General features: G+C 63.0%; 23 protein-coding genes. 15 read left to right on the forward strand and 8 right to left on the reverse strand.

The annotated features are described in order from the left end of the window. Positions 1-58 precede the first annotated feature (58 nt). Entirely contained in the window at positions 59-1,114 is a 1,056-nt protein-coding gene (gene bioB / locus NPS46_RS08425; protein ID WP_274106101.1) for a biotin synthase BioB, read from the reverse strand. A 93-nt stretch (positions 1,115-1,207) separates the two neighbouring features. Between bioB and NPS46_RS08430 the strand changes: the two genes are divergently transcribed. The 5 genes from NPS46_RS08430 (at position 1,208) to rarD (ending at position 6,926) form a co-directional block, all read left to right on the forward strand. Next, the gene (locus NPS46_RS08430) at positions 1,208-1,948 is read left to right on the forward strand and encodes a ComF family protein (RefSeq protein WP_274106103.1); all 741 of its coding nucleotides are present in this window, start codon (positions 1,208-1,210) and stop codon (positions 1,946-1,948) included. 56 nt (positions 1,949-2,004) lie between these two features. Beyond that, on the forward strand, positions 2,005-2,769 hold the full coding sequence (locus NPS46_RS08435; protein WP_274106105.1) for a TOBE domain-containing protein: 765 nt from the start codon (positions 2,005-2,007) through the stop codon (positions 2,767-2,769). 106 nt (positions 2,770-2,875) lie between these two features. Continuing rightward, positions 2,876-4,777 (forward strand): PhoX family protein, encoded by a 1,902-nt coding sequence (locus NPS46_RS08440; protein ID WP_274106107.1) that lies wholly within the window; start codon positions 2,876-2,878, stop codon positions 4,775-4,777. 126 nt (positions 4,778-4,903) lie between these two features. After that, positions 4,904-5,878, forward strand: a complete 975-nt coding sequence (locus NPS46_RS08445; RefSeq protein WP_274106109.1) for a serine/threonine protein kinase — start codon at positions 4,904-4,906, stop codon at positions 5,876-5,878. A 160-nt stretch (positions 5,879-6,038) separates the two neighbouring features. Then, positions 6,039-6,926, forward strand: coding sequence for an EamA family transporter RarD (rarD, locus tag NPS46_RS08450; RefSeq protein ID WP_274106111.1), 888 nt, complete (start codon positions 6,039-6,041; stop codon positions 6,924-6,926). A 216-nt stretch (positions 6,927-7,142) separates the two neighbouring features. Here rarD and NPS46_RS08455 read toward each other — a convergent pair whose 3' ends face one another. Next, on the reverse strand, positions 7,143-7,661 hold the full coding sequence (locus tag NPS46_RS08455) for a glycine cleavage system protein R (RefSeq protein WP_274106113.1): 519 nt from the start codon (positions 7,659-7,661) through the stop codon (positions 7,143-7,145). Positions 7,662-8,085: 424 nt separating this feature from the next. Between NPS46_RS08455 and NPS46_RS08460 the strand changes: the two genes are divergently transcribed. Continuing rightward, positions 8,086-10,263, forward strand: coding sequence for a malate synthase G (locus tag NPS46_RS08460; protein WP_274106115.1), 2,178 nt, complete (start codon positions 8,086-8,088; stop codon positions 10,261-10,263). 81 nt (positions 10,264-10,344) lie between these two features. On the opposite strand, the gene NPS46_RS08465 is transcribed toward NPS46_RS08460, so the two are convergent. Beyond that, a complete protein-coding gene (locus tag NPS46_RS08465; protein WP_274106117.1) occupies positions 10,345-10,791 on the reverse strand; it encodes a response regulator in 447 nt (148 codons plus the stop codon). A 224-nt stretch (positions 10,792-11,015) separates the two neighbouring features. Between NPS46_RS08465 and NPS46_RS08470 the strand changes: the two genes are divergently transcribed. The 8 genes from NPS46_RS08470 (at position 11,016) to NPS46_RS08505 (ending at position 19,976) form a co-directional block, all read left to right on the forward strand. Beyond that, complete coding sequence (locus NPS46_RS08470) at positions 11,016-12,956, forward strand: putative nucleotidyltransferase substrate binding domain-containing protein (RefSeq protein WP_274106119.1); 1,941 nt, start codon at positions 11,016-11,018, stop codon at positions 12,954-12,956. Then, positions 12,953-13,660 carry a 3'-5' exonuclease gene (locus NPS46_RS08475; RefSeq protein ID WP_274106121.1) on the forward strand — a complete coding sequence of 236 codons (708 nt, stop codon included), beginning with the start codon at positions 12,953-12,955 and terminating at the stop codon, positions 13,658-13,660. The genes NPS46_RS08470 and NPS46_RS08475 overlap by 4 nt, the downstream gene beginning before the upstream one ends. Positions 13,661-13,771: 111 nt before the next feature. Then, a complete protein-coding gene (locus tag NPS46_RS08480; protein ID WP_274106123.1) occupies positions 13,772-14,290 on the forward strand; it encodes an RNA polymerase sigma factor in 519 nt (172 codons plus the stop codon). Then, complete coding sequence (locus NPS46_RS08485) at positions 14,287-15,276, forward strand: FecR domain-containing protein (protein ID WP_274106125.1); 990 nt, start codon at positions 14,287-14,289, stop codon at positions 15,274-15,276. Before NPS46_RS08480 ends, NPS46_RS08485 begins: the two co-directional genes overlap by 4 nt. A 206-nt stretch (positions 15,277-15,482) precedes the next feature. After that, on the forward strand, positions 15,483-17,894 hold the full coding sequence (locus tag NPS46_RS08490) for a TonB-dependent siderophore receptor (RefSeq protein ID WP_274106127.1): 2,412 nt from the start codon (positions 15,483-15,485) through the stop codon (positions 17,892-17,894). Positions 17,895-17,981: 87 nt separating this feature from the next. Then, positions 17,982-19,088 carry a PepSY-associated TM helix domain-containing protein gene (locus tag NPS46_RS08495; RefSeq protein ID WP_274106129.1) on the forward strand — a complete coding sequence of 369 codons (1,107 nt, stop codon included), beginning with the start codon at positions 17,982-17,984 and terminating at the stop codon, positions 19,086-19,088. Further along, entirely contained in the window at positions 19,085-19,261 is a 177-nt protein-coding gene (locus NPS46_RS08500; protein ID WP_274106131.1) for a hypothetical protein, read from the forward strand. Before NPS46_RS08495 ends, NPS46_RS08500 begins: the two co-directional genes overlap by 4 nt. An 85-nt stretch (positions 19,262-19,346) precedes the next feature. After that, positions 19,347-19,976, forward strand: coding sequence for a glutathione S-transferase (locus NPS46_RS08505; RefSeq protein WP_274106133.1), 630 nt, complete (start codon positions 19,347-19,349; stop codon positions 19,974-19,976). Positions 19,977-20,053: 77 nt separating this feature from the next. Here NPS46_RS08505 and creD read toward each other — a convergent pair whose 3' ends face one another. From creD to NPS46_RS08525, 4 genes are all read right to left on the reverse strand, one after another. Then, positions 20,054-21,430: a cell envelope integrity protein CreD gene (creD, locus tag NPS46_RS08510; RefSeq protein WP_274106135.1), complete on the reverse strand. Its 1,377-nt coding sequence runs from the start codon at positions 21,428-21,430 to the stop codon at positions 20,054-20,056. A 91-nt stretch (positions 21,431-21,521) separates the two neighbouring features. Continuing rightward, the gene (gene creC, locus NPS46_RS08515; RefSeq protein ID WP_274106137.1) at positions 21,522-22,943 is read right to left on the reverse strand and encodes a two-component system sensor histidine kinase CreC; all 1,422 of its coding nucleotides are present in this window, start codon (positions 22,941-22,943) and stop codon (positions 21,522-21,524) included. Further along, complete coding sequence (gene creB, locus NPS46_RS08520; RefSeq protein ID WP_274106139.1) at positions 22,943-23,623, reverse strand: two-component system response regulator CreB; 681 nt, start codon at positions 23,621-23,623, stop codon at positions 22,943-22,945. The genes creC and creB overlap by 1 nt, the downstream gene beginning before the upstream one ends. Before the next feature lie 59 nt (positions 23,624-23,682). Further along, positions 23,683-24,183 carry an ATP-dependent zinc protease family protein gene (locus NPS46_RS08525; protein ID WP_274106141.1) on the reverse strand — a complete coding sequence of 167 codons (501 nt, stop codon included), beginning with the start codon at positions 24,181-24,183 and terminating at the stop codon, positions 23,683-23,685. A gap of 190 nt (positions 24,184-24,373) precedes the next feature. Here NPS46_RS08525 and NPS46_RS08530 point away from each other — a divergent pair, with 190 nt between their 5' ends. Continuing rightward, the gene (locus tag NPS46_RS08530; RefSeq protein WP_274106143.1) at positions 24,374-25,258 is read left to right on the forward strand and encodes an acyltransferase; all 885 of its coding nucleotides are present in this window, start codon (positions 24,374-24,376) and stop codon (positions 25,256-25,258) included. Position 25,259: 1 nt separating this feature from the next. Here the strand turns inward: NPS46_RS08530 and NPS46_RS08535 are convergent, their stop codons facing one another. Beyond that, positions 25,260-25,820, reverse strand: coding sequence for a DUF2780 domain-containing protein (locus tag NPS46_RS08535; RefSeq protein WP_274106145.1), 561 nt, complete (start codon positions 25,818-25,820; stop codon positions 25,260-25,262). Between the last annotated feature and the right edge of the window lie 90 nt (positions 25,821-25,910).

Raw genomic sequence — 25,910 nt, forward strand, 5'->3', positions numbered from 1 at the left:
ACCCAACCGACAGGGTCGGCTAACGCCTCCCTGCCGGTCGAGTCACAGCCTTGGCGCGTTAAACCGCGGCGTTATAGAACTGCTCGCTGCTCTTGTGCTCGACCAGCGCCTGCTCGATGGCCGCCTGATGGACTTCGTCAGCATGCTCTTCGCGGGCTTCGGGCAGGATGCCGAGACGAGCAAACAACTGCATATCCTTGTCCGCCTGGGGGTTGGCGGTGGTCAGCAGCTTGTCGCCGTAGAAGATCGAATTGGCGCCAGCGAGAAACGCCAGGGCCTGCATCTGTTCGTTCATCGCTTCACGACCGGCGGACAGGCGCACGTGGGACTGCGGCATCAGGATGCGGGCCACGGCCAGCATGCGGATAAAGTCGAAGGGGTCGACATCGTCGGCATTTTCCAGCGGCGTACCGGCCACCTTGACCAGCATATTGATCGGCACCGACTCCGGGTGCTCGGGCAGGTTGGCCAACTGGATCAGCAGGCCGGCACGGTCGTCGAGGGACTCGCCCATGCCAAGGATCCCGCCCGAGCAAATCTTCATCCCGGCATCGCGCACATAGGCCAGGGTTTGCAGGCGCTCGCTGTAGGTCCGCGTGGTGATGATGCTGCCGTAGAATTCCGGCGAGGTATCGAGGTTGTGGTTGTAGTAATCCAGGCCCGCCTTGGCCAGGGCCTCGGTCTGATCCTGGTCGAGCTTGCCCAGGGTCATGCACGTCTCCAGGCCCAAGGCCTTGACGCCCTGCACCATCTTCAACACGTAGGGCATGTCCTTGGCCGACGGATGTTTCCAGGCCGCGCCCATGCAGAAACGCGTGGAACCAATGGCCTTGGCCCGTGCAGCCTCTTCGAGGACTTTCTGCACCTCCATCAGTTTTTCCTTTTCCAGCCCGGTGTTGTAGTGGCCGGACTGCGGACAATATTTGCAATCTTCCGGGCAGGCGCCGGTCTTGATCGACAGCAGCGTGGACACCTGCACCCGATTGGCGTCGAAATGCGCCCGATGCACCGTCTGCGCCTGGAACAACAGGTCATTGAACGGCTGGACAAACAGCGCTTTGACCTCGGCGAGGTTCCAGTCGTGACGCAAGGTGGCAGTGGTGCTGGCGCTCATGGGGCGGCTCTCTTGTTTATGCTTGGGCAGGGGGCAGGAAAACGGCATTTCCAAAGCCCCGACACGGATGTCCGGCATATTTAAGGAAGCGTCATGAGCTGTCAACCACGCAAGAATAAAGAGGTTTACATCTGGTTAGAAAACAAACAATTCTGTTTGTTGTGCGATGAAATGACCGACACTGCCCTGCCCCTGTGCCACCCCTGTGAACAGCAGTTGCCCTGGCTACTCGACTGCTGCCCGCGTTGTGCCCTGCCCATGGGCCAGACGGGCCTGCTGTGCGCTGACTGCCTGAAACGACCACCGGCATTCCAGCAAGTGCACGCCCCCTGGATCTACGGCTTCCCCATCGACAGCCTGATCAGCCAGTTCAAGCATCGCAGCCACTTTCCATTTGGCTACCTGCTCGCCGAACTGCTCGGCCGATCCCTGCAGGATCGCTTCGAGCATGGCCTGATACGCCCCAGTGCACTCTTGCCTGTGCCCATGACCGACCGCCGCCAGCGCCGCCGCGGCTACAACCAGGCAACCCTGCTGGCCCAATGGCTGGGCCGACACCTGGCGCTGCCCTGCCAACAGGATCTGTTGCGGCGCGTGCAGGACACCCCTGCGCAACAGCAACTCGATGCCAGGGCCCGCCAGCGTAATCTGCTCAAAGCCTTCGCCCTGGCGCCCGCCGCGCAGGTGGAAGGCCTGCACCTGGCGTTGGTCGACGATGTCCTGACCACCGGTGCCACGGCCCAGGCCCTGGCCCGTTTGCTGATGCGTGCCGGTGCGGCGCGTGTGGATATTTATTGCCTGGCGCGCACGCCCAAGCCCGGCGCCCTGGCTTGACGCAATCTCCCTCAGCGGGCACCGTTGCCCACAGCCCATCACCCAAAGCCCTTGCCATGCCCCTGCCCAGCCTCCTGACCCAGCATATTGCTCGCCGCCCCCAACGTATCGGCCTGCTGCACCATATCGCCGAACAAGGCTCGATCACCCGCGCCGCGAAAAGCGCCGGCCTGAGCTACAAGGCGGCCTGGGACGCTATCGACGAACTGAACAATCTCGCTCAGCAACCGCTGGTCGAGCGCAGCGTGGGCGGCAAGGGCGGCGGCGGTGCCCGGCTCACCGATGAAGGCCAGCGCGTGCTGCGCCTTTATCAACGCTTGCAGGCATTGCAGGCCCAGGTGCTGGAAGCCGCCGAAGACAGCCGCGACCTCGACCTGATTGGCCGCCTGATGCTGCGCACCAGCGCGCGCAACCAGCTGCATGGCCGCGTACACGCCATCGAAGGCCTGGGACGCAATGATCTGATCCATCTGGAGTTGGCCGGCGGGCTGATCATCCAGGCCCAGATCACCCACGACAGCACCCAGCGCCTGGAGTTGGAGATCGGCAGTGAGGTCGTGGCGCTGATCAAGGCTGGCTGGCTGGAGTTGCTGGGCAGTGACGAGCCGGCAACCCCCGCGCACAACGTCCTGAACGGCACCATCGAACAGATGGTCGAGGACCCACAGGGACCCACCGAAGTCCGGATCCTGCTACCCAGTCAGCAGGTGCTTTGTTCTCTGACAGAACCGGCCCGGCTCCTGGAGCGCCGCCTCAAGGTCGGCAGCCCGGTCCGCGTGCAGTTCGCTCCGTCCTTCGTGCTGCTGGGCACGCCGGTGTAGGCCCGTATCGCCCACCCAACCCAGCGAGTGTGCCAAAGCATTACGTTGAAACCTTTACGTCACACAGCCTTATTAAGGTGGCTGCCTAACCAGCAGGAAGCCTGTGATGAACCTACTAGAAGAAAACCAACTTACCGATCTCGAACACATGGTCGGCCTGAGCCGTCGCGGCTTTATCGGCGCCGGCGCCCTCTGCGGCGCGGCCTTGTTTCTAGGCGGCGGCCTGCTGAGCCGCAGCGTGCTGGCCGCCAGTGTCAGCGCGGCCTCGAACCCTCTGCTGGGCTTCGAGGGCATCGCCACGGCGACCACCGACACGCTCACCCTGCCCAAGGGTTACAGCGCCTCGGTCCTGATCAGTTGGGGCCAACCGCTGCAGGCCGGCGGCCCGGCCTTCGACCCCAGCGGCAAGGGCACTGCCGCTGCCCAGGAAGTGCAATTTGGCGACAACAATGACGGCATGAGCCTATTTGCCTTTCCCGGTGACGATCAACGGGCGCTGATGGCGATCAACAACGAATACACCAATTATCGCTACCTCTACGAGCATGGCGGCCAACCCGGCTCGGCCGAAGACGTACACAAGGCCCAGGCCAGCGAAGGCGTTTCGGTCATCGAAATCAAACGCCAGGGCGACGCTTGGCAGTTTGTCCAGGGTTCGCGCTACAACCGCCGCATCCACGGCAACAGCCCCATCGCCTTCGGCGGACCTGCAGCCGGCCATGCCTGGCTCAAGACCGCCGCCGACCCCAGTGGCAAGCAAGTCCTCGGTACGTTCCAGAACTGCGCCAATGGCAAGACGCCCTGGGGCACCTACCTGACCTGCGAAGAAAATTTCACCGATTGCTTTGGCAGCAGCGACGCCAGCCAGGCCTTCAATGCCGCACAGAAGCGCTACGGCGTGGTCGCCGCCAGCAAAGACATCAACTGGCACCCGCACGATCCACGCTTCGACCTGGCCAAAAACCCCAACGAGCTCAACCGTCACGGCTGGGTTGTCGAGATCGACCCTTTCGACCCGCAGTCGACGCCTATCAAACGCACCGCCCTGGGCCGTTTCAAGCATGAGAACGCCGCCCTGGCCGAAACCAGCGATGGCCGTGCAGTGGTGTACATGGGCGACGACGAGCGCGGCGAATTTATCTACAAGTTCATCAGTCGCGACAAGATCAACCACGAGAACCCCAAGGCCAATCGCGACCTGCTCGACCACGGCACACTGTATGTAGCGCTGTTCGACAATGGCGACGCCAACCCCGACCGGCCGAAGGGCCAGGGCCATTGGGTCGAGCTGAGCCATGGCAAAAACGGCATCGATGCCGCGGCAGGCTTTGCCAGCCAGGCCGAAGTACTGATCAATGCCCGCCTGGCAGCCAGTGCGGTCAAGGCCACGCGCATGGACCGCCCCGAGTGGATTGTCGTCAGCCCCCAGGACGGTCAGGTCTACTGCACCTTGACCAACAATGCCAAGCGCGGCGAAGACGGCCAGCCGGTCGGTGGCCCGAATCCACGGGAGAAAAACGTCTACGGGCAGATCCTGCGCTGGCAGGCCACCCAGGGCGACCACGGTGCGCCGACCTTCGACTGGGACCTGTTTGTCGTCGCCGGCAACCCGAGCGTCCACGCCGGGACCGCAAAAGCTGGCTCGGCCAATATCACCGCGCAAAACATGTTCAACAGCCCGGACGGCCTGGGCTTCGACCAGGCCGGCCGCCTGTGGATTCTCACCGATGGCGATGTCAGCAACAGCGGCGACTTTGCCGGCATGGGCAATAACCAGATGCTCTGCGCCGACCCGCAGACCGGTGAAATTCGCCGCTTCATGGTCGGCCCGATTGGCTGCGAAGTCACCGGCATCAGTTTCTCGCCGGACCACAAGACCCTGTTTGTCGGGATCCAGCATCCTGGCGAAAACGGCGGCTCGACCTTCCCCGAGCACCTGCCCAATGGCAAACCGCGTTCCTCGGTCATGGCAATTCGTCGTGACGATGGCGGTATCGTCGGCACTTGATGCCATGCCCTGACGCGCTCCCGTGCTGTGGCCCGGCGGGAGCGGTCAAGGGCAATGCCCTTTCGCCGCTGTGGTGCGCTACCATGCCGGGCCGGACGCGGCAGCCTGCTGCGCGCAGGAGTCAGCATGTCCCATCCGTTCGAAACGCTTACCCCCGATCTGGTGCTCGACGCCGTCGAAAGCATCGGTTTCCTTAGCGACGCCCGCGTGCTCGCCCTCAACAGTTATGAAAACCGTGTGTATCAGGTCGGCATCGAAGGCTCGGAGCCGCTGATCGCCAAGTTCTATCGGCCCCAGCGCTGGACCAATGAAGCCATCCTGGAAGAACACCGCTTCACCTTCGAACTGGCAGAATGCGAAGTCCCGGTCGTTGCACCGCTGCTGCACAACGGCGAGAGCCTGTTCGAGCACGCCGGTTTTCGCTTCACCCTGTTTCCACGCCGTGGCGGCCGTGCGCCGGAGCCGGGCAATCTCGACCAACTATATCGCCTCGGGCAGTTGCTCGGGCGTCTGCATGCCGTAGGGGCCACCCGCCCGTTCGAACACCGCGAAGCACTGGGCGTGAAGAACTTCGGCCATGATTCCCTCAGCACCCTGCTCGAAGGCGGTTTTATCCCCCGCAGCCTGCTGCCGGCCTACGAGTCAGTGGCCCGGGACCTGCTCAAGCGTGTGGAAGAGGTCTACCAGGCCACCCCGCACCAGAACATCCGCATGCATGGCGACTGCCACCCCGGCAACATGATGTGCCGCGACGAGGTGTTCCATATCGTCGACCTCGACGACTGCCGCATGGGCCCGGCCGTGCAGGATCTCTGGATGATGCTCGCCGGCGACCGCCAGGAGTGCCTGGGCCAGCTCAGCGAACTCATGGACGGCTACAGCGAATTCCACGATTTCAACCCGCGTGAACTGGCGCTGATCGAACCGTTGCGGGCCCTGCGCCTGATGCACTACAGCGCCTGGCTGGCACGCCGCTGGGATGATCCGGCATTCCCCCACAGCTTCCCCTGGTTTGGCAGTGAACGTTATTGGGGCGACCAGGTACTGGCGCTGCGTGAGCAGTTGGCGGCGTTGAACGAAGAGCCACTCAAACTGTTCTGACCTCCGTCCCTGTAGGCGCGAGCGCTTGGCCTGATCCAGAGCACGCCTACAGGTTTTTTGCGCCATCGGGGCCTTCCCAAGCACCAAGAAACAATTTGCTACATGCTTGATCGCTCAATAATAATTGCCGATTAGTTAGCAACCTAAGCAAGGACTCAGCATGCAAGCCACCAACCCGCGGCGCGGGTATGTACTGGGCCTTAGCGCCTACATCATTTGGGGTCTCTTCCCCCTCTACTTCAAGGCTATTGCCGCCGTTCCCGCCGTCGAAATCATCGTCCACCGCGTCTTGTGGTCGGCCCTGTTCGGTGCACTGCTGCTGATGGTCTGGAAGCATCCCGGCTGGTGGCGCGAGCTGCGGGAGAACCCGAAGCGCCTGGCAATCCTGGCCCTGAGCGGCACGCTGATCGCCGCCAACTGGCTGACTTATGTCTGGTCGGTGAATAACGGACGCATGCTCGAAGCCAGCCTGGGCTACTACATCAATCCGCTGATCAATGTGCTGCTGGGCATGCTGCTGCTCGGCGAGCGCCTGCGCCGGCTGCAATGGCTGGCGGTCGGCCTGGCCGCCGTCGGCGTGGCGCAGCAGGTGTGGCAGGTCGGCAGCCTGCCGTGGGTGTCCCTGGTGCTGGCGCTGTCATTCGGCTTCTATGGTCTGATCCGCAAGCAGGCACCGGTCAAGGCCCTGCCGGGGCTGGTGGTGGAAACCTGGATGCTGGTCCCGATCGCCCTTGGCTGGCTGCTGCTCAATCCCGAAGCCGCCAGTGCCCAGGCGCAGTTCTGGACCACCTCCGAAGCCCTGTGGCTGGCGGCCGCCGGGCCGATCACCCTGGTGCCGCTGGTGTGCTTCAACGCCGCCGCGCGTCATCTGCCCTATACCACCCTGGGCTTCCTGCAGTACCTGGCGCCGACTCTGGTGCTGCTGCAGGCCGTGTTGTTATTCAACGAACATCTGGCCCCCAGCACCCTGGTAGCCTTTATGTTTATCTGGGCCGGCCTGGCGGTCTACAGCATCGATGCCTGGCTGAGCCTGCGCAACCGCAGCTGAACAAAAAACGATCAAACGGCTACAGACCCCGCTCAGCATGGCCTGTAGCTGTTTTTCCCAAGCTTATCCACAGGCAGGTCCACGCCGTTTGTGCACAAGCCCCTGAATTTGAACGTTTTTTGCTCAACTGACGAAAAGCCCCGGCCCGTCTGGGGCCAGCGGCTATCTCCCCAGGTTATCCACAGGCACATCCACGATTAACTGGGATAACCGGCCTCAGTCTTCACTGCGCAATACCAACTCGACCATCAGATCATCGGCCAGGCTTTCCAGGCGGGCCTGCAGACTCGCCAGCGACAGGGTCAATGGCACCGCCAGCAAGGCGTCGGCATGGAACAACGACTCACTGCTCATCGGTGCCGGGCGTACTTCGGTCACCAGTCGCTCGACGTTCACGCCCTGCTCGCTCAGCAAGCGGGTGATATCGCGCACGATGCCCGGGCGGTCGTTACCTACCAGTTCCATGGCAATCGGTTTCCAGGTACAGGACTGCTCGATCCCCGCCTCGGCCACCAGCACCCGGATCCCCTGGCTCGCCAGCGCCTGCAGCGCGGCCAGCAAGGCATCGTGCGCCTCGGCCGGCACACCGACCCGCAGGATTCCGGCGAATTGCCCGGCCAGGCGCATCAAGCGACTTTCCAGCCAGTTCCCCCCCTGTTCGGCGATACATTGCGCAATTCGCTCAACCTGGCCGGGCTTGTCCGGGGCCAATACGGTCAATACCAGATGCTCCATGGAATCGTCCTCTGTGGGCAGGTAAACGCTTGAGTATAGGCCGACATCGGGCGGCTCGATGGCCTCGCTGCCTGAGCGACGGAAAAACAATTGTGTACGGTTTTTAGAATTATCTGGAACAATCCATACATTTTTTGAGAACATTACCCGCCGCTGCGTGACCGGATAGTTCCAAATGGTCGCAGAACGACGTATTTAGTCTAATTTTCACAACCACGACGCATCATGTAGTATGCCGCAGCGCGGACTACATAACCTTGGATGGATGTCTGCCCAAGTGCCTGTGAAACCACGGAAAGCCCCGCCGGCAAGCGCTGACGGCGCCCGCCCAGCCGCCCTTGAGGGCATGCTCTGGCACCGTGTTTAGAGAAGCGCGTAAGGCTTAAATAGAAGAGCTGAATAGCTGAGCAGAGTGAGGCAAGCAATGACTGAACACGTTCAAGTCGGTGGCCTTCAGGTCGCCAAAGTCCTGTTCGACTTCGTGAACAACGAAGCCATTCCCGGTACCGGTCTCAATGCCGACCAGTTCTGGGCCGGTGCCGACAAGGTCATCCATGACCTGGCGCCGAAGAACAAAGCCCTACTCGCCAAACGCGATGATTTCCAGGCTCGGATCGACGCCTGGCACCAGTCCCGGGCCGGCCAGGCCCATGACGCCGTGGCTTACAAAGCCTTCCTGCAAGATATTGGTTACCTGCTGCCAGAAGCGGCGGATTTCCAGGCTACAACCCAGAACGTCGACGATGAAATCGCCCGCATGGCCGGCCCGCAGCTGGTGGTACCGGTGATGAACGCGCGCTTTGCGCTCAACGCCTCCAACGCTCGCTGGGGTTCGCTGTACGACGCGCTCTACGGCACCGACGCCATCAGCGAAGCCGACGGCGCCCAGAAGGGCAAGGGCTACAACAAGGTCCGCGGCGACAAGGTCATCGCCTTCGCCCGCGCCTTCCTCGACGAAGCCGTGCCCCTGGCGGCCGGTTCCCATGTCGACTCCACCAGCTACAAGATCGTTGACGGCAAGCTGGTCGTCGCGCTCAAGGGTGGCAGCAACAGCGGCCTGCGCAACGACGCCCAACTGATCGCGTTCCAGGGTCAGGCTGGCGCGCCTACCGCGATTCTGCTGAAAAACAACGGCCTGCATTTCGAAATCCAGATCGATGCCAGCAGCCCGGTCGGCCAGACCGACGCTGCCGGCGTCAAAGACCTGCTGATGGAAGCCGCGCTGACCACCATCATGGACTGCGAAGACTCCGTCGCCGCCGTCGATGCCGATGACAAAGTGGTGATCTACCGCAACTGGCTCGGCCTGATGAAGGGCGATCTGGCAGAACAAGTGTCCAAGGGCGGCGAAACCTTTACCCGCACCATGAACGCCGACCGCCAGTACACCGCACTGGATGGCTCGACCCTGAGCCTGCACGGCCGTTCGCTGCTGTTCGTGCGTAACGTCGGGCACCTGATGACCATCGACGCGATCCTCGACAAGGACGGCAACGAAGTCCCTGAAGGCATCCTCGACGGCCTGATGACCAGCCTCGCGGCGATCCACAGCCTCAACGGCACCAGCGCTCGCAAAAACAGCCGCACCGGTTCGGTCTACATCGTCAAACCGAAAATGCACGGCCCTGAAGAAGCGGCGTTTACCAACGAGCTGTTCGGCCGTATCGAAGAAGTGCTCGGCCTGGCGCGCAACACCCTCAAAGTCGGGATCATGGACGAAGAGCGGCGCACCACCGTCAACCTCAAGGCCTGCATCAAGGCCGCGAGCGAGCGCGTAGTGTTTATCAACACCGGCTTCCTCGACCGCACCGGTGACGAGATCCACACCTCCATGGAAGCCGGCGCGATGGTGCGTAAAGCCGCCATGAAGGCCGAGAAATGGATCAGTGCCTACGAAAACTGGAACGTCGATATCGGTCTGAGCACCGGCCTGCAGGGCCGTGCGCAAATCGGTAAAGGCATGTGGGCGATGCCCGACCTGATGGCCGCGATGCTCGAACAGAAAATCGCCCACCCACTGGCCGGTGCCAACACCGCCTGGGTTCCTTCGCCGACCGCCGCCGCGCTGCACGCGCTGCACTACCACAAGGTCGACGTGTTCGCTCGCCAGGCTGAACTGGCCAAGCGCGAACGGGCTTCGGTCGACGATATCCTGACCATCCCGCTGGCGACCGACACCAACTGGTCGGCCGAAGACATCCGCAACGAACTGGACAACAACGCCCAGGGCATCCTCGGTTACGTGGTGCGCTGGATCGACCAGGGCGTGGGTTGTTCGAAAGTGCCGGACATCAACGATATCGGCCTGATGGAAGACCGCGCGACCCTGCGTATCTCCAGCCAGCACATCGCCAACTGGTTGCGTCACGGCATCGTCAACGAAGCCCAGGTCATGGAAAGCCTCAAGCGCATGGCACCCGTGGTCGATCGGCAGAATGCCGGCGATGCGCTGTACCGCCCGCTGGCACCGAACTTCGACAGCAATATCGCCTTCCAGGCAGCGGTCGAACTGGTGATCGAAGGGACCAAGCAGCCCAATGGCTACACGGAGCCGGTGCTGCACCGCCGTCGCCGTGAGTTCAAGGCCAAGAACGGCCTGTAACTAAACCGCCGTAAACCAGAAAGCCCCGCTCAGTAATGAGTGGGGCTTTCTTGTCTGTGGCGACGGCGGCTTGAGCCTGGCTCAGGGCGTCATGCCCAGCTCACGCTTGACCAGGGTCAGCAGGTGCGAGGTATTGATCGGCTTGAGCAGGAAATCCACCACGCTCAGGTGCATCGCAGCAATCGCATCACGCACATCCGCGTCGCCGGAAATAATGATGATCGGCAGCGCGGCGCGCTCCGACTCGCGAATCTTGGCAATCAGCTCCAGACCATCACTGGGCGACATGCGCAGGTCAGTAATCAGCAGCCCGATCGAGCGATTCGACTCCAGCAACCCCAGCGCCGCCGCCACGCTGGCGGCCATCAGGCTGTGGATACCATCCAGGGCGAGGATCTCCGACAACAGCTCGCGCGCATCCTGATCGTCATCGACAATCAGCACCCGTTGCGCCGGTAATGCCGCCGCCAACATCACCTCGTTCAAGGCTTCGCGCTCGGCGTCGCTCAAAATATCGTGGTCGGGCATACGCGCTTCAATATTCCTAGTTGTATTAACAATCCCCTAGCACTGCAGTCAGACATCGCTATTCGTTTCGACAATGTGCACTTCGTCGGAATTTTTTCCAAGTGGGCCGGAGCGAAGAATTTTCCGAGTGATCAATGGGAATTCTCCAGCCCCTAGACTTACGTCCAATGGGCACGGGCTCCCAGCCGACCGACCATGGCTAAAACAACTAAAACAATGCGGTCATGCTCATGAGTAAAGAGGACGCTTTCACCCAGGCAGGGAAAACCGCGGTGTTGCAGAACATCCACGGCACCATGCAGTTTCTGCAGCGTTTCCCCCCTTTCAATCAGATGGAAAACGCCCACCTGGCTTATTTGGTGGAGCAGTGCCAACTGCGCTTCTATGCCCCCGGCGAGAGCATCATCACGCCGGCCGACGGTCCGGTGGAGCACTTCTATATCGTCAAGCAGGGCCGCGTGGTCGGTGAACGGCCCCACAGCGCCCGCGGTGGCACCGAGACCACCTTCGAAATTACCCAGGGCGAATGCTTCCCCCTGGCCGCACTACTGGGCGAACGGGCTACCCGCACCGAACACCTGGCGGCCGAGGACACCTTCTGCCTGCAACTGAACAAGGCCGCCTTCATCAAGCTGTTCGCCCTCTCGGGCAGCTTTCGCGATTTCTCCTTGCGCGGGGTCAGCAGCCTGCTCGACCAGGTCAACCAGCAGGTCCAGCAAAAGGCCGTAGAGACCCTGGGCACCCAGTATTCGCTCAATACCCGCCTGGGCGAATTGGCCATGCGCCATCCCGTGACCTGCTCGCCCCTCGTCCCCCTGCGTGAAGCCGTGAAGCTGATGCACGACCAACAGGTGGGCAGCATTGTCGTCGTTGACGAAGACAAGGCCCCTGTCGGCATCTTCACCTTGCGCGACCTGCGCCAGGTGGTCGCCGATGGCACCAGCGACTTCAGCCAAACCATCGCCCAGCACATGACCCAGGCGCCGTTTCATTTGTCGCCGGATCACAGTGCCTTCGATGCCGCCACGGCCATGACCGAGCGGCATATCGCCCACGTCTGCCTGGTCAAGGACGGTCGCCTGTGTGGCGTGGTCTCCGAGCGCGATCTGTTTTCCCTGCAACGGGTCGACCTGGTCCACCTGGCCCGGACCATCCGCAGTGCGCCACGGCTCGACAACCTGGTGGCGCTGCGCGGCGAGATCGGTCAGTTAGTCGAACGCATGCTGGCCCACGGCGCATCGTCGACCCAGATCACCCACATCATCACCCTGCTCAACGACCATACCGTCTGCCGGGTCATCGAACTGACGCTCGCCGACAAGGGCGACCCCGGCGTGCCTTTCAGTTGGTTGTGCTTCGGCAGTGAGGGCCGCCGCGAGCAAACCCTGCACACTGACCAAGACAACGGCATTCTGTTCGAGGCCCGCGATGCCGCCCATGCGGCCGAGCTTCGCGGCAAGCTGCTGCCGCTGGCGCAGCAGATCAACCAGAGCCTGGCGCTGTGCGGCTTTACGCTGTGCAAGGGCAATATCATGGCCGGCAACCCCGAACTCTGCCTGTCGCGAGCCGAGTGGGCCCGACGTTTTGCCGGCTTCATCCGCGAGGCGACTCCGGAGAATCTGTTGGGCTCGACGATCTACTTCGACCTGCGCGTGGTCTGGGGTGACGAACAGGGCTGCCAGCAACTGCGTCGGGGCATTCTCGAACAGGTCAGCGACAACCGTCTGTTCCAACGCATGATGGCTGAGAACGCCCTGCGTCAGCGCCCGCCCGTGGGGCGTTTCCGCGAGTTTGTCCTGACCCGCAAAGGCAGCGACAAAGCCACTCTGGACCTCAAGGTCCAGGGCCTGACACCCTTTGTCGACGGCGCCCGCCTGCTGGCCCTGGCCAATGGCGTGGAAGCCAACAACACCCTGGAGCGCCTCAGCCAACTGGTCGCCCGGGAAGTGATCGAACCCCTCGACGGCGCCGCCTATGAAGAGGCCTATCACTTTATCCAGCAGACCCGCATGCAGCAGCATCAGTTACAAACCCGGGAAAACCTGCCCTACTCCAACCGGGTCGACCCGGAAAGCCTCAACCACCTGGACCGGCGCATCCTGCGCGAGTCCCTGCGCCAGGCCCAACGCCTGCAAAGCAGCCTGGCCCTGCGGTATCAGCTATGAAACTGTTTCCCTGGCTGCGCCCCCAGGGCCCGAGCCTTGATGGCGAGCAGCAAAGTCGCGTCCAGCAGTTGCCAGCGCCCTCACCATTGGACGAGCGTACGCTGCGCGAGCAGCGCTGGGTGGTGGTGGACCTTGAGACCAGCGGGCTGAACCTGAATCGCGACCTGGTGCTGTCCATCGGCGCCGTGGTGATCGAGGACGGCGCCATCGACTTTGCCCAGCAGTTCGAGCGCACCCTGCATCGCAGCCAGCAAAAGGTCAGCCCCAGCGTACTGATCCACGGCCTGGGGCCTAGCGCCATCGCCGCCGGCTGCGACCCGGCCGAGGCCCTGCTGGACTTTATGGAGTTTGTTGGCGACAGCCCATTACTGGCGTTCCATGCGCCGTTCGATCAGCACATGCTGACGCGCGCGCTCAAGGACAGCCTGGGGTATCGCCTGCAACATACGTTTCTGGATGTGGCTGATATCGCCCCGTTACTCTGCCCCCAGGCACATTTTCGCGAGGCCGGGCTGGACGACTGGATCAACCACTTCCGTCTGCAGGTCGGCGAGCGTCATCACGCCAGCGCCGACGCCCTGGCCACTGCCGAGCTGGCGTTGATCCTGTTCAGCCGTGCCCGCCAGCAACAGATCCATAGCCCGCTGAACCTGCAACAGCGCCTGAGCCAATGGAAACGCCGCCAGCAGTCGCCCGCTTTCTAGGGGGGCGACACGCCGAGACCGTCCGACCGGCGCCAATTGCACCCGCCCCGGGCCTCTGACACAATCGCGAATAGTTCTCTTTAGCTTAAGTACTTCTAATCGGTGATTACCGTGTCGTCAGCCCGAAGCCCCCACAGCGAGTTGGTCGGTGAGCTGTACCGCGACCATCGCGGCTGGCTGCTGGGCTGGCTACGACGCAATATCGCGTGCCCGCAACGGGCCGAAGACCTTAGCCAGGACACCTTCGTGCGCCTGCTGGGCCGCGAAGAACTCAAGAGCCCGCGCGAGCCGCGTGCCTTTCTTGCCGCCATTGCCCGTGGCCTGCTGTTCGACTACTTTCGCCGCGCTGCGCTGGAACAGGCCTACCTGGCCGAGCTGATGCTGATCCCCGAAAGCGAGCAGCCCTCGGCCGAAGCGCAGCACCTGATCCTCGAAGACCTCAAGGCCATCGATCGCCTGCTCGGCAAACTGTCGAGCAAGGCCCGCGCCGCCTTTCTCTATAACCGTTTGGATGGGCTGAGCCACGCCGAAATCGCCCAGCGCCTCGGCGTTTCCGTGCCCAGGGTGCGGCAGTACCTGGCCCAGGGTATTCGCCAATGCTACATCGCACTGTACGGCGAACCGGTATGAGTGCGCTCAGCTCCAGACCGGTCTCGGCCTGCGTGCTCGACGCCGCGATTGCCTGGCAACTGTGCCTGGACGGGGGCAATGGCAGCCCCGCAGAACACGCCGAATTCGCCCGCTGGTACGGCGCACAGGAAGAACACGCCCGCGCCTGGCGGCAATTGGGCATGCTTGACCAGCGCTTCAGCGTCGCGGCCGGCCCAGCACGCAGCGCGCTGATCAAGTCCCGCGAAGGGCTGCACCGGCGCCTGCGCAAGTTGGGCAGCGGCCTGGCCAGTATCGCGCTGGTCTGCGGGCTGGGTGTGTTTGTCGGCGATCGCTATGCGCCGCTGGGCTACTGGTTGGCCGACCAGCGCACCGCCACGGGTGAACAACGCACCCTGCACCTGAGCGACGGCACACAGATCGAATTGAATACCCATAGCGCCGTGGACGTGAAGTTCGACGAGAAGACCCGCCGCATCGTGCTGATCGATGGCGAGATCCTGATCGAAACCGGTCATGGCGATGCCCGGCCGTTCATCGTCGAGACCCGCGAAGGTGCCATGCGAGCCCTGGGTACACGGTTCCTGGTCAAGCGCGAAGAGGCCGGCACGCGCCTGAGCGTGTTGCAGTCGGCCGTGGCAGCCCAGGCACAGGAGCATCCCCGGGAGCAGGTGTTCAACGCGGGCCAGCAAGTGCTGATCCGTCGCGACGGCCTGGGCTCGCAGCAGGCCCTCACGGCCGGCGCGGATGCCTGGACCCGCGGCATGCTGGTTGTCGACAACGTACGCCTGGGCGAGGTGATCGGTGAGTTGGCGCGTTATCGCAAGGGCTACCTGGGCATCGACCCGCAGGTCGCCGACCTGCGGATCACGGGTAGCTTCCCGTTGAACGATACCGACCTGGCACTGGCCGCGTTACTGCCGACCCTGCCGGTACGGATCGAACAGCACACGTCCTGGTGGACCACGGTAAGCGCCAAGGCCGAAGCCGATCTACTGCGTCAGTAGCCGTTGCCACCTGGTTGAGCCGCGCGGCAACGGCTACGCCTAATGCATTGGAATAACGCGACTGAGCCTGCGCACCCAGCGCCTAAACAGGACGAGACTCACGCTGCAACGTTCTAAATCTAAATTATTTTCAATCAGCCCTATCACTTTTCGATTCTCGTTCGGCACACAGGCATTGAGAACCGTTTCCATTCAGGAGCCACTCCATGCCCCGCTCGCTCGACACCCTGCTACGCCCCAGTCTGTTGGCCCTGGCCATCACCCTCGGCGCGCCGCTGGCCAGCCCTGCCCTGATGGCCGCCGACCAGGCAAGCCATGTCCGCGCCTACGATCTGCCGGCGGGCTCATTGGCGACCACCCTGAATCAGATCGCCAGCCAGGCCGGCCTCGCCCTGTCCCTCGACCCCGCACTGGCCTCGGGTAAATCCTCGGCACCGGTCAAGGGCCAGTTCGATGCACCGACGGCCCTGCAACAGGCCTTGCGCGGCACCGGCTTGCAACTGAACCAGAGCAGCGCCGGTACCTTTAGCCTGGAAGCGATTCCCGAAGGCATCATGGCCCTACCCGCCACCAACATCAGCGGCTACGCCGATGCGGAAAGCGCCTGGGGCCCGGTTGAAGGCTACACCGCGACCCGCACGGCCGCCGGGAGCAAGACCGATACGCCGATTGTCGAAGCACCGCGCTCGATCTCCGTGATCACCCGCGAACAGATGGACGACCGCTCGGTCCTGAGCCTCAACGATGCCCTGCGCTACACCGCCGGCGTGATGAGCAGCGGCTATGGCGCCGACTCCCGGGCCGACTGGCTACGTATTCGCGGCTTCGAGCCGACCCAATTCCTCGACGGCCTGCCGCTGCCCAGGGGGTCGTTCGCCAACCCGAAGATCGAGCCCTGGAACCTGGAGCGCATCGCCGTACTGCGCGGCCCTTCGTCGTCGGTCTATGGCCAGACCCCACCCGGCGGCATGCTCGATATGGTCAGCCGCCGGCCCCAGGACGAAAGCAGCCATGAAGTACAACTGCAGGCCGGCAGCAACAACCACAAGCAGATCAACTTCGACAGCACCGGTCGGGTCGACGATGAAGGGCGCTTTCTCTATCGCGTCAGCGGCACCGTGCGCGACAGCGGCGCGCCCATCGACCATATCCCGGATAAGCGCTACAACATCGCGCCGAGCCTGACCTGGAACATCGACGACGACACGCACCTAACCTTTATCAGCCAGTACACCCGTGACGACACCGGCATCACCGGGCAGTTTTTGCCGATCCAGGGCACCAAGCTACCGTCGTCCTTCGGCAAGATTTCCCACCACAAGAACCTGGGTGACCCGGACTGGGAATTCTACGACCGCACCTACTACACCCTCGGCTATGCCTTCGATCACCGCCTGAACGATGTCTGGCAGTTCAAGCAGAACCTGCGCTACACCAAGAGCGACCTGGCGTTCCAGGGCGTCACCGCGTCCCTGGGCAGCAGCACCGTCGCTGCCGATGGCACCCTGACCCGCGACGCCAGCATCATCGATGAAGACATCAGCCAGTTCGCCGTGGACAACAACTTCCAGGCCGACTTCCAGACCGGCGCCCTGAGCCACACCCTGCTACTGGGCCTGGACCACCAGCGCTCCAATACCCACTACAAATGGCAGTACGCCTATGGCAATGCGCCGACGTCCAACGTCAATCGGCCGATCTACGGCCAGGACTTCTCCAACGTCGCCTTTACCACCTATAACGACTACGGACAGAAAACCACCCAGACCGGCCTCTATGTCCAGGACCAGATGGCCCTGGACAACTGGCGCCTGACACTCGGCGGCCGCGAAGACTGGGTCCACACCGACACCACCTTCAACCAGACCGGCGCCAAGGCGACCCAGCGTGACCAGGCTTTCAGCGGCAACGCCGGCCTCAGCTACGTGTTCGACAACGGCTTTACCCCTTACCTGTCCTACAGCGAGTCCTTCCAACCCGCCATGGGCGCCGAGACCCGCGCCGACCAGTCGTTCAAGCCGACCGAAGGCCGTCAGTACGAAGCCGGCCTCAAGTTCCAGCCGGTGGGCACGCGGATGCTCTTCACCGCAGCGGTGTTCGACCTGCGCCAGAAGAACGTCAAGTTCGCCCAGAACAACATCACCCGCCAGTTGGGCGAAGTGCAGGTGCGCGGCCTGGAACTGGAAGCCACGGCAGATGTGACCGAAAGCCTGAAACTGGTCGGCTCCTACAGCTACACCGACACGCAAGTCCTCGAAGGTGAAGGCAAAGGCAACCGGATGAAGCAGATCCCGCGCAACCAAGCCACTGCGTGGGCCGACTACACCTGGCGCAACGGCCCGCTCGACGGCTTCGGCGTCGGTGCCGGCGTGCGCTATGTCGGCGACACCTACGGCGACGCGAACAACACCTACCTGGGCCATGTCGGCTCCAACACCGTCTACGACGCCTCGGTGCACTACGACCTTGGCCGCTTGGGCAACGCGCTCAAGGGCGCCTCGGTCGCCGTGGATGCCAAGAACCTCTTCAACCAGGACTACCTGTCCACCTGCGACGGCTCCTGGTGCTACTACGGCGACGAACGCAGCGTCGTCGCCAGCGTGAACTACAAGTGGTAAGCCACTAGCACCCAGGCGTTGAAATAAGGGCTGCGGCGATCCGCAGCCCGGTTTTGCCTGTCTGGTTTGCCGACCTGGAAAGCTCCCATGAAAAGCCACACCATCCGCCGCTGGTCGTTTATCCATACCTGGACCAGCCTGATCTGCACTGCCTTTCTGCTGCTGTTGGCGTTGACCGGCCTGCCGCTGATTTTTCACCATGAAATCGAGCACCTGCTCGGCGATGCGCCGCAACTGCGGGAAATGCCCGCCGACACGCCGCGCCTCAATCTGCAGGAACTGGTCAGTGCCGCCCAGGCTCATCGGCCCCATGAGGTCATGCAGTATTTTGGCTGGGATGACGACGACCCCAACGGCGTGGTCGCAATCATGGCCGCCACGGCCGGCACCGAGCCCAACTCGTCCCACACCTTTATGCTCGATGCCCGTACCGGTGAAGCGGTGCCAATGCCCTCGGCCAATGGCGGGTTGATGATGGTCATCCTGCGCCTGCATGTGGATATGTTCGCCGGGCTGGCGGGCAAGCTGCTGCTGGCGTTTATGGGCATCCTGTTCGTGCTGGCGATCATCTCCGGCACGGTGCTGTACTTGCCCTTTATGCGCCGGCTGAAATTCGCCAGCGTGCGCCGGGACAAATCCACCCGCCTGCGCTGGCTCGATCTGCATAACCTGATCGGCGTGGTCACCCTGACCTGGGCGCTGGTGGTCGGCATCACCGGTGTGATCAGCGCCTGCGCCGACCTGCTGATCGAGGCCTGGCGCAATGACAGCCTCAGCGCCATGGTCGAGCCCTATCGAGACGCCCCGCCGCTGATCCAACTGGCCCCCGCCACACGCCTGCTGGAGATCGCCAGCGAAGCGGCCCCGGGCATGCGCGCGGACTTTATCGCGTTCCCCGGCACGCGATTTTCCAGCGAACATCACTACGCGGTCTTTATGAAGGGCAGCAGCCACCTGACGTCGCACCTGCTGACCCCGGTGCTGATCGACGCCAGTACCCTGCAGGTGACCGCCATCGCCGAGCGGCCCTGGTACATGGACGCCATGGGGCTGTCGCAACCGCTGCACTTTGGCGACTACGGCGGACGGCCCATGCAGATACTCTGGGCAGTGCTCGATGGGCTGACGATCGTCGTGCTCGGTAGCGGCCTGTACCTCTGGTGGGTGCGGCGCAAAGCGGAGGGCAGGCGATGAGACCGCGGCAGTCGAGTTTCTGGAAGGTCTTTACCGCGCCCCTGGCGATTGCCGTGTTGAGTGCGGCGGGATTGTTCGCAGCGCTGCTGGGCGATGGCGTGTGGGATGCCCTGAGCTGGATCGGCCTGGGCATTCCGGCGGGGCTTGGGGTGTATCGCCTGCTGGGGCGCTAACCCACCGGCGGCAATGCCTACAAGGTCGGTGCATTCAAGGCGCGGCGTGGTTTAGGCTAGCCGCACTGCCCATCGAGGAAGCGCCATGACCGTTGCGACCATGACCCTGTTCCACAACCCCGCCTCGCCCTACGTACGCAAGGTTCGCGTGTTGCTGCACGAGACCGGCCAGTCCGAGCGCGTCGCCCTGCAATTGAGCCAGCTCAGCCCGGTCCATCCCGACAGCCAGCTCAACCTCGACAACCCCCTGGGCAAGATCCCCGCCCTGCGCCTGGCCAATGGCAGCGTCCTGCACGACAGCCGGGTGATCCTCGACTACCTCGACCACCAGCACGTCGGCAACCCCTTGATCCCCCGCGACGGTTCGGCCCGCTGGCGACGCCTGACCCTGGCCTCGATGGCCGACGGCATTCTCGATGCCGCCGTCCTGGTGCGCTACGAAACCGCCCTGCGGGCCCCGGAAAAACACTGGGACCTGTGGCTGGAAAACCAGCGCGAGAAAATCCGCCGGACCCTGGATGTGTTCGAAGCCGAGGCCATTGCCGAACTCGCCAGCCATTTTGATATCGCCGCCATCGGCCTGGCCTGCGCCCTCGGCTACCTGGACTTTCGCCACCCGGACCTGGCCTGGCGCGAGCGCTGCCCGCAACTCGCCGCCTGGTACCTGGAAGTCAGCCAGCGTCCTTCCCTGCTGGCAACCCAACCCACGGCCTAGGCCGTGGCGGGAACAGTTGGGCGATGCGCCATGCCAGGGCCGCGCCCAGCCGTTGCTCCTCGCGCAAACCGACCGACTTACTCATGGACGGCCTCCAGGTCGAAGTCCAGGGGTTCGTTCGGCTTGCGTAGCCCCACGCCATACCAGTCGAGCTTACGCGTCAGCACCATAAACACCCCAAGCAGGCAGAACAGCAGCAATGCGCCCATCAGCAAGGCGTAATCCTCGGCACTCAACAACCCGTACAGCAGGCCATACAACGCCGCCAGCGCCGCCGCAAAGCCCAGGCCATGGGTCAGGCTGCGCAGTACATGGCTGACATAGAAACCGATCAGCAACACACAGGCACTGGCCGACAACAGATAGGCCAGGGCAAAGCCCAGGTGCTCGGACAGCGACAACAGCAACAGATAGAACAAGGCCAGCGCCGCACCGACCAGGGCGTACTGGATCGGGTGGACCGCCAGGCTTTTCAGGATTTCGAAAAGAAAGAAGCCGGCAAAGGTCAGGACAATAAACAACAAGGCGTATTTGATCGCCCGGTCGGCCTTGAGGTACTGGTCCACCGGGTCGATAAAGCTCACGCCAAAGCCGCGCCCGTTGAACTCCGCGCAGCGACTCGTCGACCAGCAATGGGCCATGACCTCCTCAAGATTGGTGGCGAAGAACGAGGTCTGCCAATTGGCGATAAAGCCCTGATCAGTCACCTCCCGCTGGGTCGGCAGGTAATTGCCGATAAAGCTGGGATGGGGCCAGTCGGCCGCCAGACGGACCTGGGTCGCCTTGCCCACCGGCAGAACCTGCAGCGCGCCGGTGCCCTGCAACGCCAGGTCAAACGCGAAATCCACGCGGCTGCCCGGCTTGGCCGCGGTTGCCGGCAGCACCACCCGCACACCGTCGCCCAGCCAGCCCAGGCGCGTCCCCGGGAGAAACGCCAGGCGCTGCTCGCCCAGCTCCAGGCTCAGGGCATTTTCGATGCCACGGACATCGCTGATACCGACCGCCAGGAATGGCTGCTCGAAACGGTAGTCGGCAAAGTTCTCGCCGAGACCGTACTGGGCCGGCAGCTGAAAATGGCCGCTGATACGGTTGCTCGCATGAAACAGACGGGCCTCGTAGATACCCCGTGCGCGCAGCTCGGTGCGGACCTTGCCATCGAGATCGAAGCGCTCGGGCAGAAAATACAACCGGCCGCTTTCCTCCCGAGTCTCCAGATGTCGCCCGGCGCCCTTTTCATTGGCCTTCCATTCGCGAATGGTCTGGCGATACGGCAGCACCATCACCGGCCCACTGATTTGCTGGCTGGCACTGGAGCTGCGAGCGATCTCCTCAAGCACACCGTCGCGCAGGCTTTGGCGGTCGTCGATCAGGCCGCCGATCATCAGCAACGGTACTAGCAAGAGCAGAATCAAAAGGCCAATGGCCCCGAGTTTCACGGTAAGACTACGGTTCATGGGGGTTCTCCCTGTTGGAATGCCAGGGAGTCTGGGTCAGCCCCGTGGAGCCTTGATGGGGATTGTTTGGAGAGTGTGTGGAGAATACGCGCTAGTGTGGCAACACCAGCGTGGCCTCGACGCCGCCTGGGACATTGCCAATGCGCAGTTGGCCGCCATGCAGGTTCATCACTTCCTCGACAAAATTGAGCCCCAGCCCCGTGCTCTTGCGGCCATTATCGGGACGGGCCAGGGAGTAGAAACGCTCGCTCAGGCGGGCCAGGGCATAGTCGGGAATGGCCTCGGCCTGGTTGAACAGGCTCAGTTCGATCCAGCCCTGGGTCTGGCGCCCGCGCAAACGCAGAACGCCCGCGACCGGAGTAAAGTCCAAGGCGTTTTCCAACAGATTGGCCAAGGCCTGACGCAACAGAAACGGCTCGCCCATCACCTGAAGCGAGGCCGGAATCAATTGCTCGACCTGCAAACGCCGCCCTTCAATCCGTGCCGCCTGGGCCTGCAACAACTCATCGACCAACGCCGCCAGTGGCACCGCCACCACCTCTTCCAGCCCCTGACGCTGCTCGACTTGGGCCAGGTTCAGCAAGCGTTCGATCAACTGCTGCATCCGCGTACTTTCACTGTCGATATTGCCGACAAAGCGCTGGCGCTGCGCGCTCGGCATCTCGGCCTGGAGCAATTCGGCAGCACCACGAATCGCCGCCAGCGGGCTTTTCAGTTCATGGGTCAGGGTATGCACATAGCGCTCGACATAGGCCTTGCCCTCCAACTGCGTACGCATCTGCTCGACGGCCGTGGCCAGTTGTTCCAGCTCACCGCCACGGTAATGCGGCAGCTCGGCCCGACGGCCTTCGCTGACGGCCTGGGCATAGGCGGTCAGGCGCCGCAACGATGCACTCAACCACCACGACAGCAACGCCCCGAACAGCAGGCCGAGGCCGATCAAACCGGCGCCGTACCACAGCAGGCGCCGCTCGGTCCGGTCCACATAGGGCTGCAACGAGCTGTTGGGCTTGGCCACCGTGACCACGCCGATGATCCGCCCCTGGTCGGTAATCGGCGCACCGACATGCATCACCGAGGAGTTCGGATCATCGGCCACGCTGCGGCTCGAACGCGCGCCATACTCGCCCCTCAGGGTCAGGTAGACATCGTTCCAGCGCGAGTAATCCTGGCCCACCGCCAGTTCGCTGGAATCGAGCAGGACAATGCCCCTGGCGTCGGTGACATAGATGCGATGGTTGACCTGGTTTTTCGCCAGCCCCCAGATCGTCGCCGCCGGACGGCGCTCGCCATAAGCCTTGAGCAGCTCGGGCAGACGGCTCTGGCCCAGGGTGCCGGCCTTGACGTCGTCGCGCAGGATCTCGGCCAGCAGGTTAGCCGTGTCCACCAGGGTTTCCTCGGTAGACTGGCGCACACCCGGGCGGATCTCTTCCATCACGGTGTTGAGCACAAAAAAGCCGGTCAGGCCGACAAACAGGAAGTACACCAGGAAGATCCGCAGCCCCAGCGGCATCAGCTGTGTCCCGGGCTGTAGCTATAGCCCAGGCCCCGGTGGGTCTGGATCGGCTCAGCCTGCGCCGCCACCTGCCGCAACTTGGCCCGCAGGCTCTTGATATGGCTGTCGATACTGCGCTCATAGCCGGCGTCGGCAGCGACGCCCACGGCACCGAGCAACTGCTCGCGACTAAAGACCCGCTCGGGCTGTTCCAGCAGGCATTGCAAGAGCCGAAATTCGTGGCGGGTCAGGCTCAGGGGCTGGTCGCGATAGCGGATCTGCATGCGCTCCAGGTCGAGCAGAAACGGCCCTGCGCCCGCCACAACCGCCACTGCAGGTTGCACGCGCTTGAGAATCGCCCGGACCCGCGCCGCAATCTCCCGGGGGCTGAACGGCTTGACCACATAGTCGTCGGCCCCGATTTCCAAACCCACCACCCGGTCGATTTCAGCGTCCCGGGCGCTGAGAAACAGCACCGGCACTTCACTGAAACGACGCAGTTGCCGGCACACCTCGAAACCGCTGATATCCGGCAGGCCGATATCGAGGATCAGCAGGTCCGCGGGCGTAGCCTGCTGGTGCACCAATGCCGCACCTCCCAGGTTGAGCCAGGTGGTGGTGAACCCTTCGCCCTGCAAGGCATAGACCAGGGTATCGGCAATCGCCGCTTCGTCTTCGACAATCAGGATATGGGGCATGGCGTCCGAGCACTGGCAAACAATCGCGCAACGGTGCCGGACCCGCGCAGGCCCGTCAATCAGCAGTCCGGTTTGTCAGCGGTATAGCGCCGGGCCGGGTTCACGGCCGCACCAAACTCGCGCAGGGCCTTGGCGCCGATCAGCAGCGGGTAGTTGAAGCTGCTGCGGTCGGTCAGGTTGACCTCTACCGTGCGCTTGACGTTACCCAGGCACAGTTCCAGATCAACCACCGGGCGCTTGCTCGGATCGGCGCCCTCGCCATCGTCGTCTTCTTCAGAGCGGGTCTTGATCTTGCTGATCCGCGCTACCTTGTGCTCGTAGACCTTGTTGCTCGCGTCCTTGGTGGCAAGGCGAAAACGCACCCAGTCCTCGCCATCGCGGGTAAAGGTCTCGATATCACGGGCCGACAGCGAAGCGGTCAGGGCACCGGTGTCCATCTTGGCCTTCAGGGTCTCGCCGATTTCCGGCAGCTTGATGTACTCGTAGCGCCCGTAGAGGGTCGGCTCGGCAGCCATGACCGGCAGGGCCAGGAGAGAAAGCAGGGCGAAAACGGATTTCACAGGGCTGTTTCCTTGAGTGATGGACGCTGGAAAGCGGCAGTTTAGACCGCCGCCGCGGCATTGGTTCGTCGACACCGACACAGACTTTAACGCCTGGCAGGTGAAACATTCGTCGAGACCTCGATTTGGCACCTAGTCTTGAGCTGCTTATCATGGCCCGTTTTCACGTTTTCAAAGAGTGCCTCTCTCTATGCGCCGCCTACTCACCGGCTGTTTCGTTACTCTGCTATTGCTACTCAATACCCTGGTCCTGATCGGACCGTTGATGATCTTTGCCCTGCTCAAGCTGATCAGCCCCGGGCGCCTGCGCGACTACAACAGTTGGGCCGTCATCTGGATCGCCGAGACCTGGGCCGAGATCGACAAGCTGATCTTCGCCCTGTGCATCCCCACACGCTGGGACGTTCGTGGTGGCGAGGGGCTGCGGCTCGACACCTCCTACCTGGTGATCAGCAACCATCAGTCCTGGGTCGATATCCCGGCGTTGATCCAGACCCTGAATCGGCGCACGCCGTTCTTCAAATTCTTCCTCAAGAAAGAGCTGATCTGGGTCCCGTTTCTCGGTCTCGCCTGGTGGGCGCTGGACTACCCCTTCATGAAGCGCTACTCCAAGGCGTTCCTCGCCAAGCACCCACAGTTGCAGGGCAAGGACCTGGAGATCACCCGGGCCGCCTGTGAACTGTTCAAGCGCCAGCCCGTGACGGTGGTCAACTACCTGGAAGGCACCCGTTTCACCGCGGCCAAGCAAGCCCAGCAGGGCTCGCCCTACAAGTACCTGCTCAGGCCCAAGGCCGGCGGCGTGGCCTTTGTACTGGCGGCCATGGGCGCACAGATCGATGCAATCCTCGATGTCACCGTGGTCTACCCCCAGGCGAAGATTCCCGGATTCTGGGACCTGATCAGTGGCAATGTACCGAAGGTGATCATCGATATCCGTACCCGCGAGCTCGACCCGACGCTGTGCCAGGGCGACTACGAGAACGATCCGGCCTTCCGCCTGAAGGTCCAGAACTGGGTCAACCAACTCTGGAGCGACAAGGACCAGCGGATCGAAGCGCTACGCAACGAGCATTGACTCAGCTACCGGCGCCCCAGATCCCGCTCAGGCTCTGCAACAGCGGGCCACCGACGCCCTGCTGACCGAGGTACTGCAGGATCAACGGGGCAAACTGGCCGATCATCCCGCTGTCCATCCCCAGCGCGCTGAACGCATTGTTCAGGTCGTTGGTGTCCTTGACGTTGCCCAGGGCATTGTTCAGGGCTGGCGAGGTCGACTTGCCGAGCAAACCGCCCAAGCCATTCAACCCGCCCAGTGCATTGTTGCCCGAGAGCATGTCCAGGCCCGGCACGCTATGGCTCAGTTGGGAATAGTCGTTGCTGCTCAATTGATTCTTGGCCAGGCCGAGCATCGCGCCGGTGCCGCCGACCGCCTGCTCCGGGGTGATCTTCAACTGCGAGCCGAGGGTATTGAGCAGGCCGGCCGCCTGGGGCGCCGCCGACACCGCCGCGCCATTCTTGTCACCGCCCTGCATGGCCGACACGGCATTGGCCGCGTCATTGAGGCTAAACCCGGCAAAGACCGGGCTCGCAGCCAGGCCCATCAGCGAAACCAGTGCAACAGCGGACGAAATCTTCATCGGGACAACCTCTCAAACCGTGGGAAACCAGACGGCGGACCGTTGGCGAAAACTGCCGATTGGACTGGAGCGCCGGCACATTGTTCCGCA

It is taken from the genome of Pseudomonas putida (genome assembly GCF_028682395.1).
GTDB classification, from domain to species: domain Bacteria; phylum Pseudomonadota; class Gammaproteobacteria; order Pseudomonadales; family Pseudomonadaceae; genus Aquipseudomonas; species Aquipseudomonas putida_AB.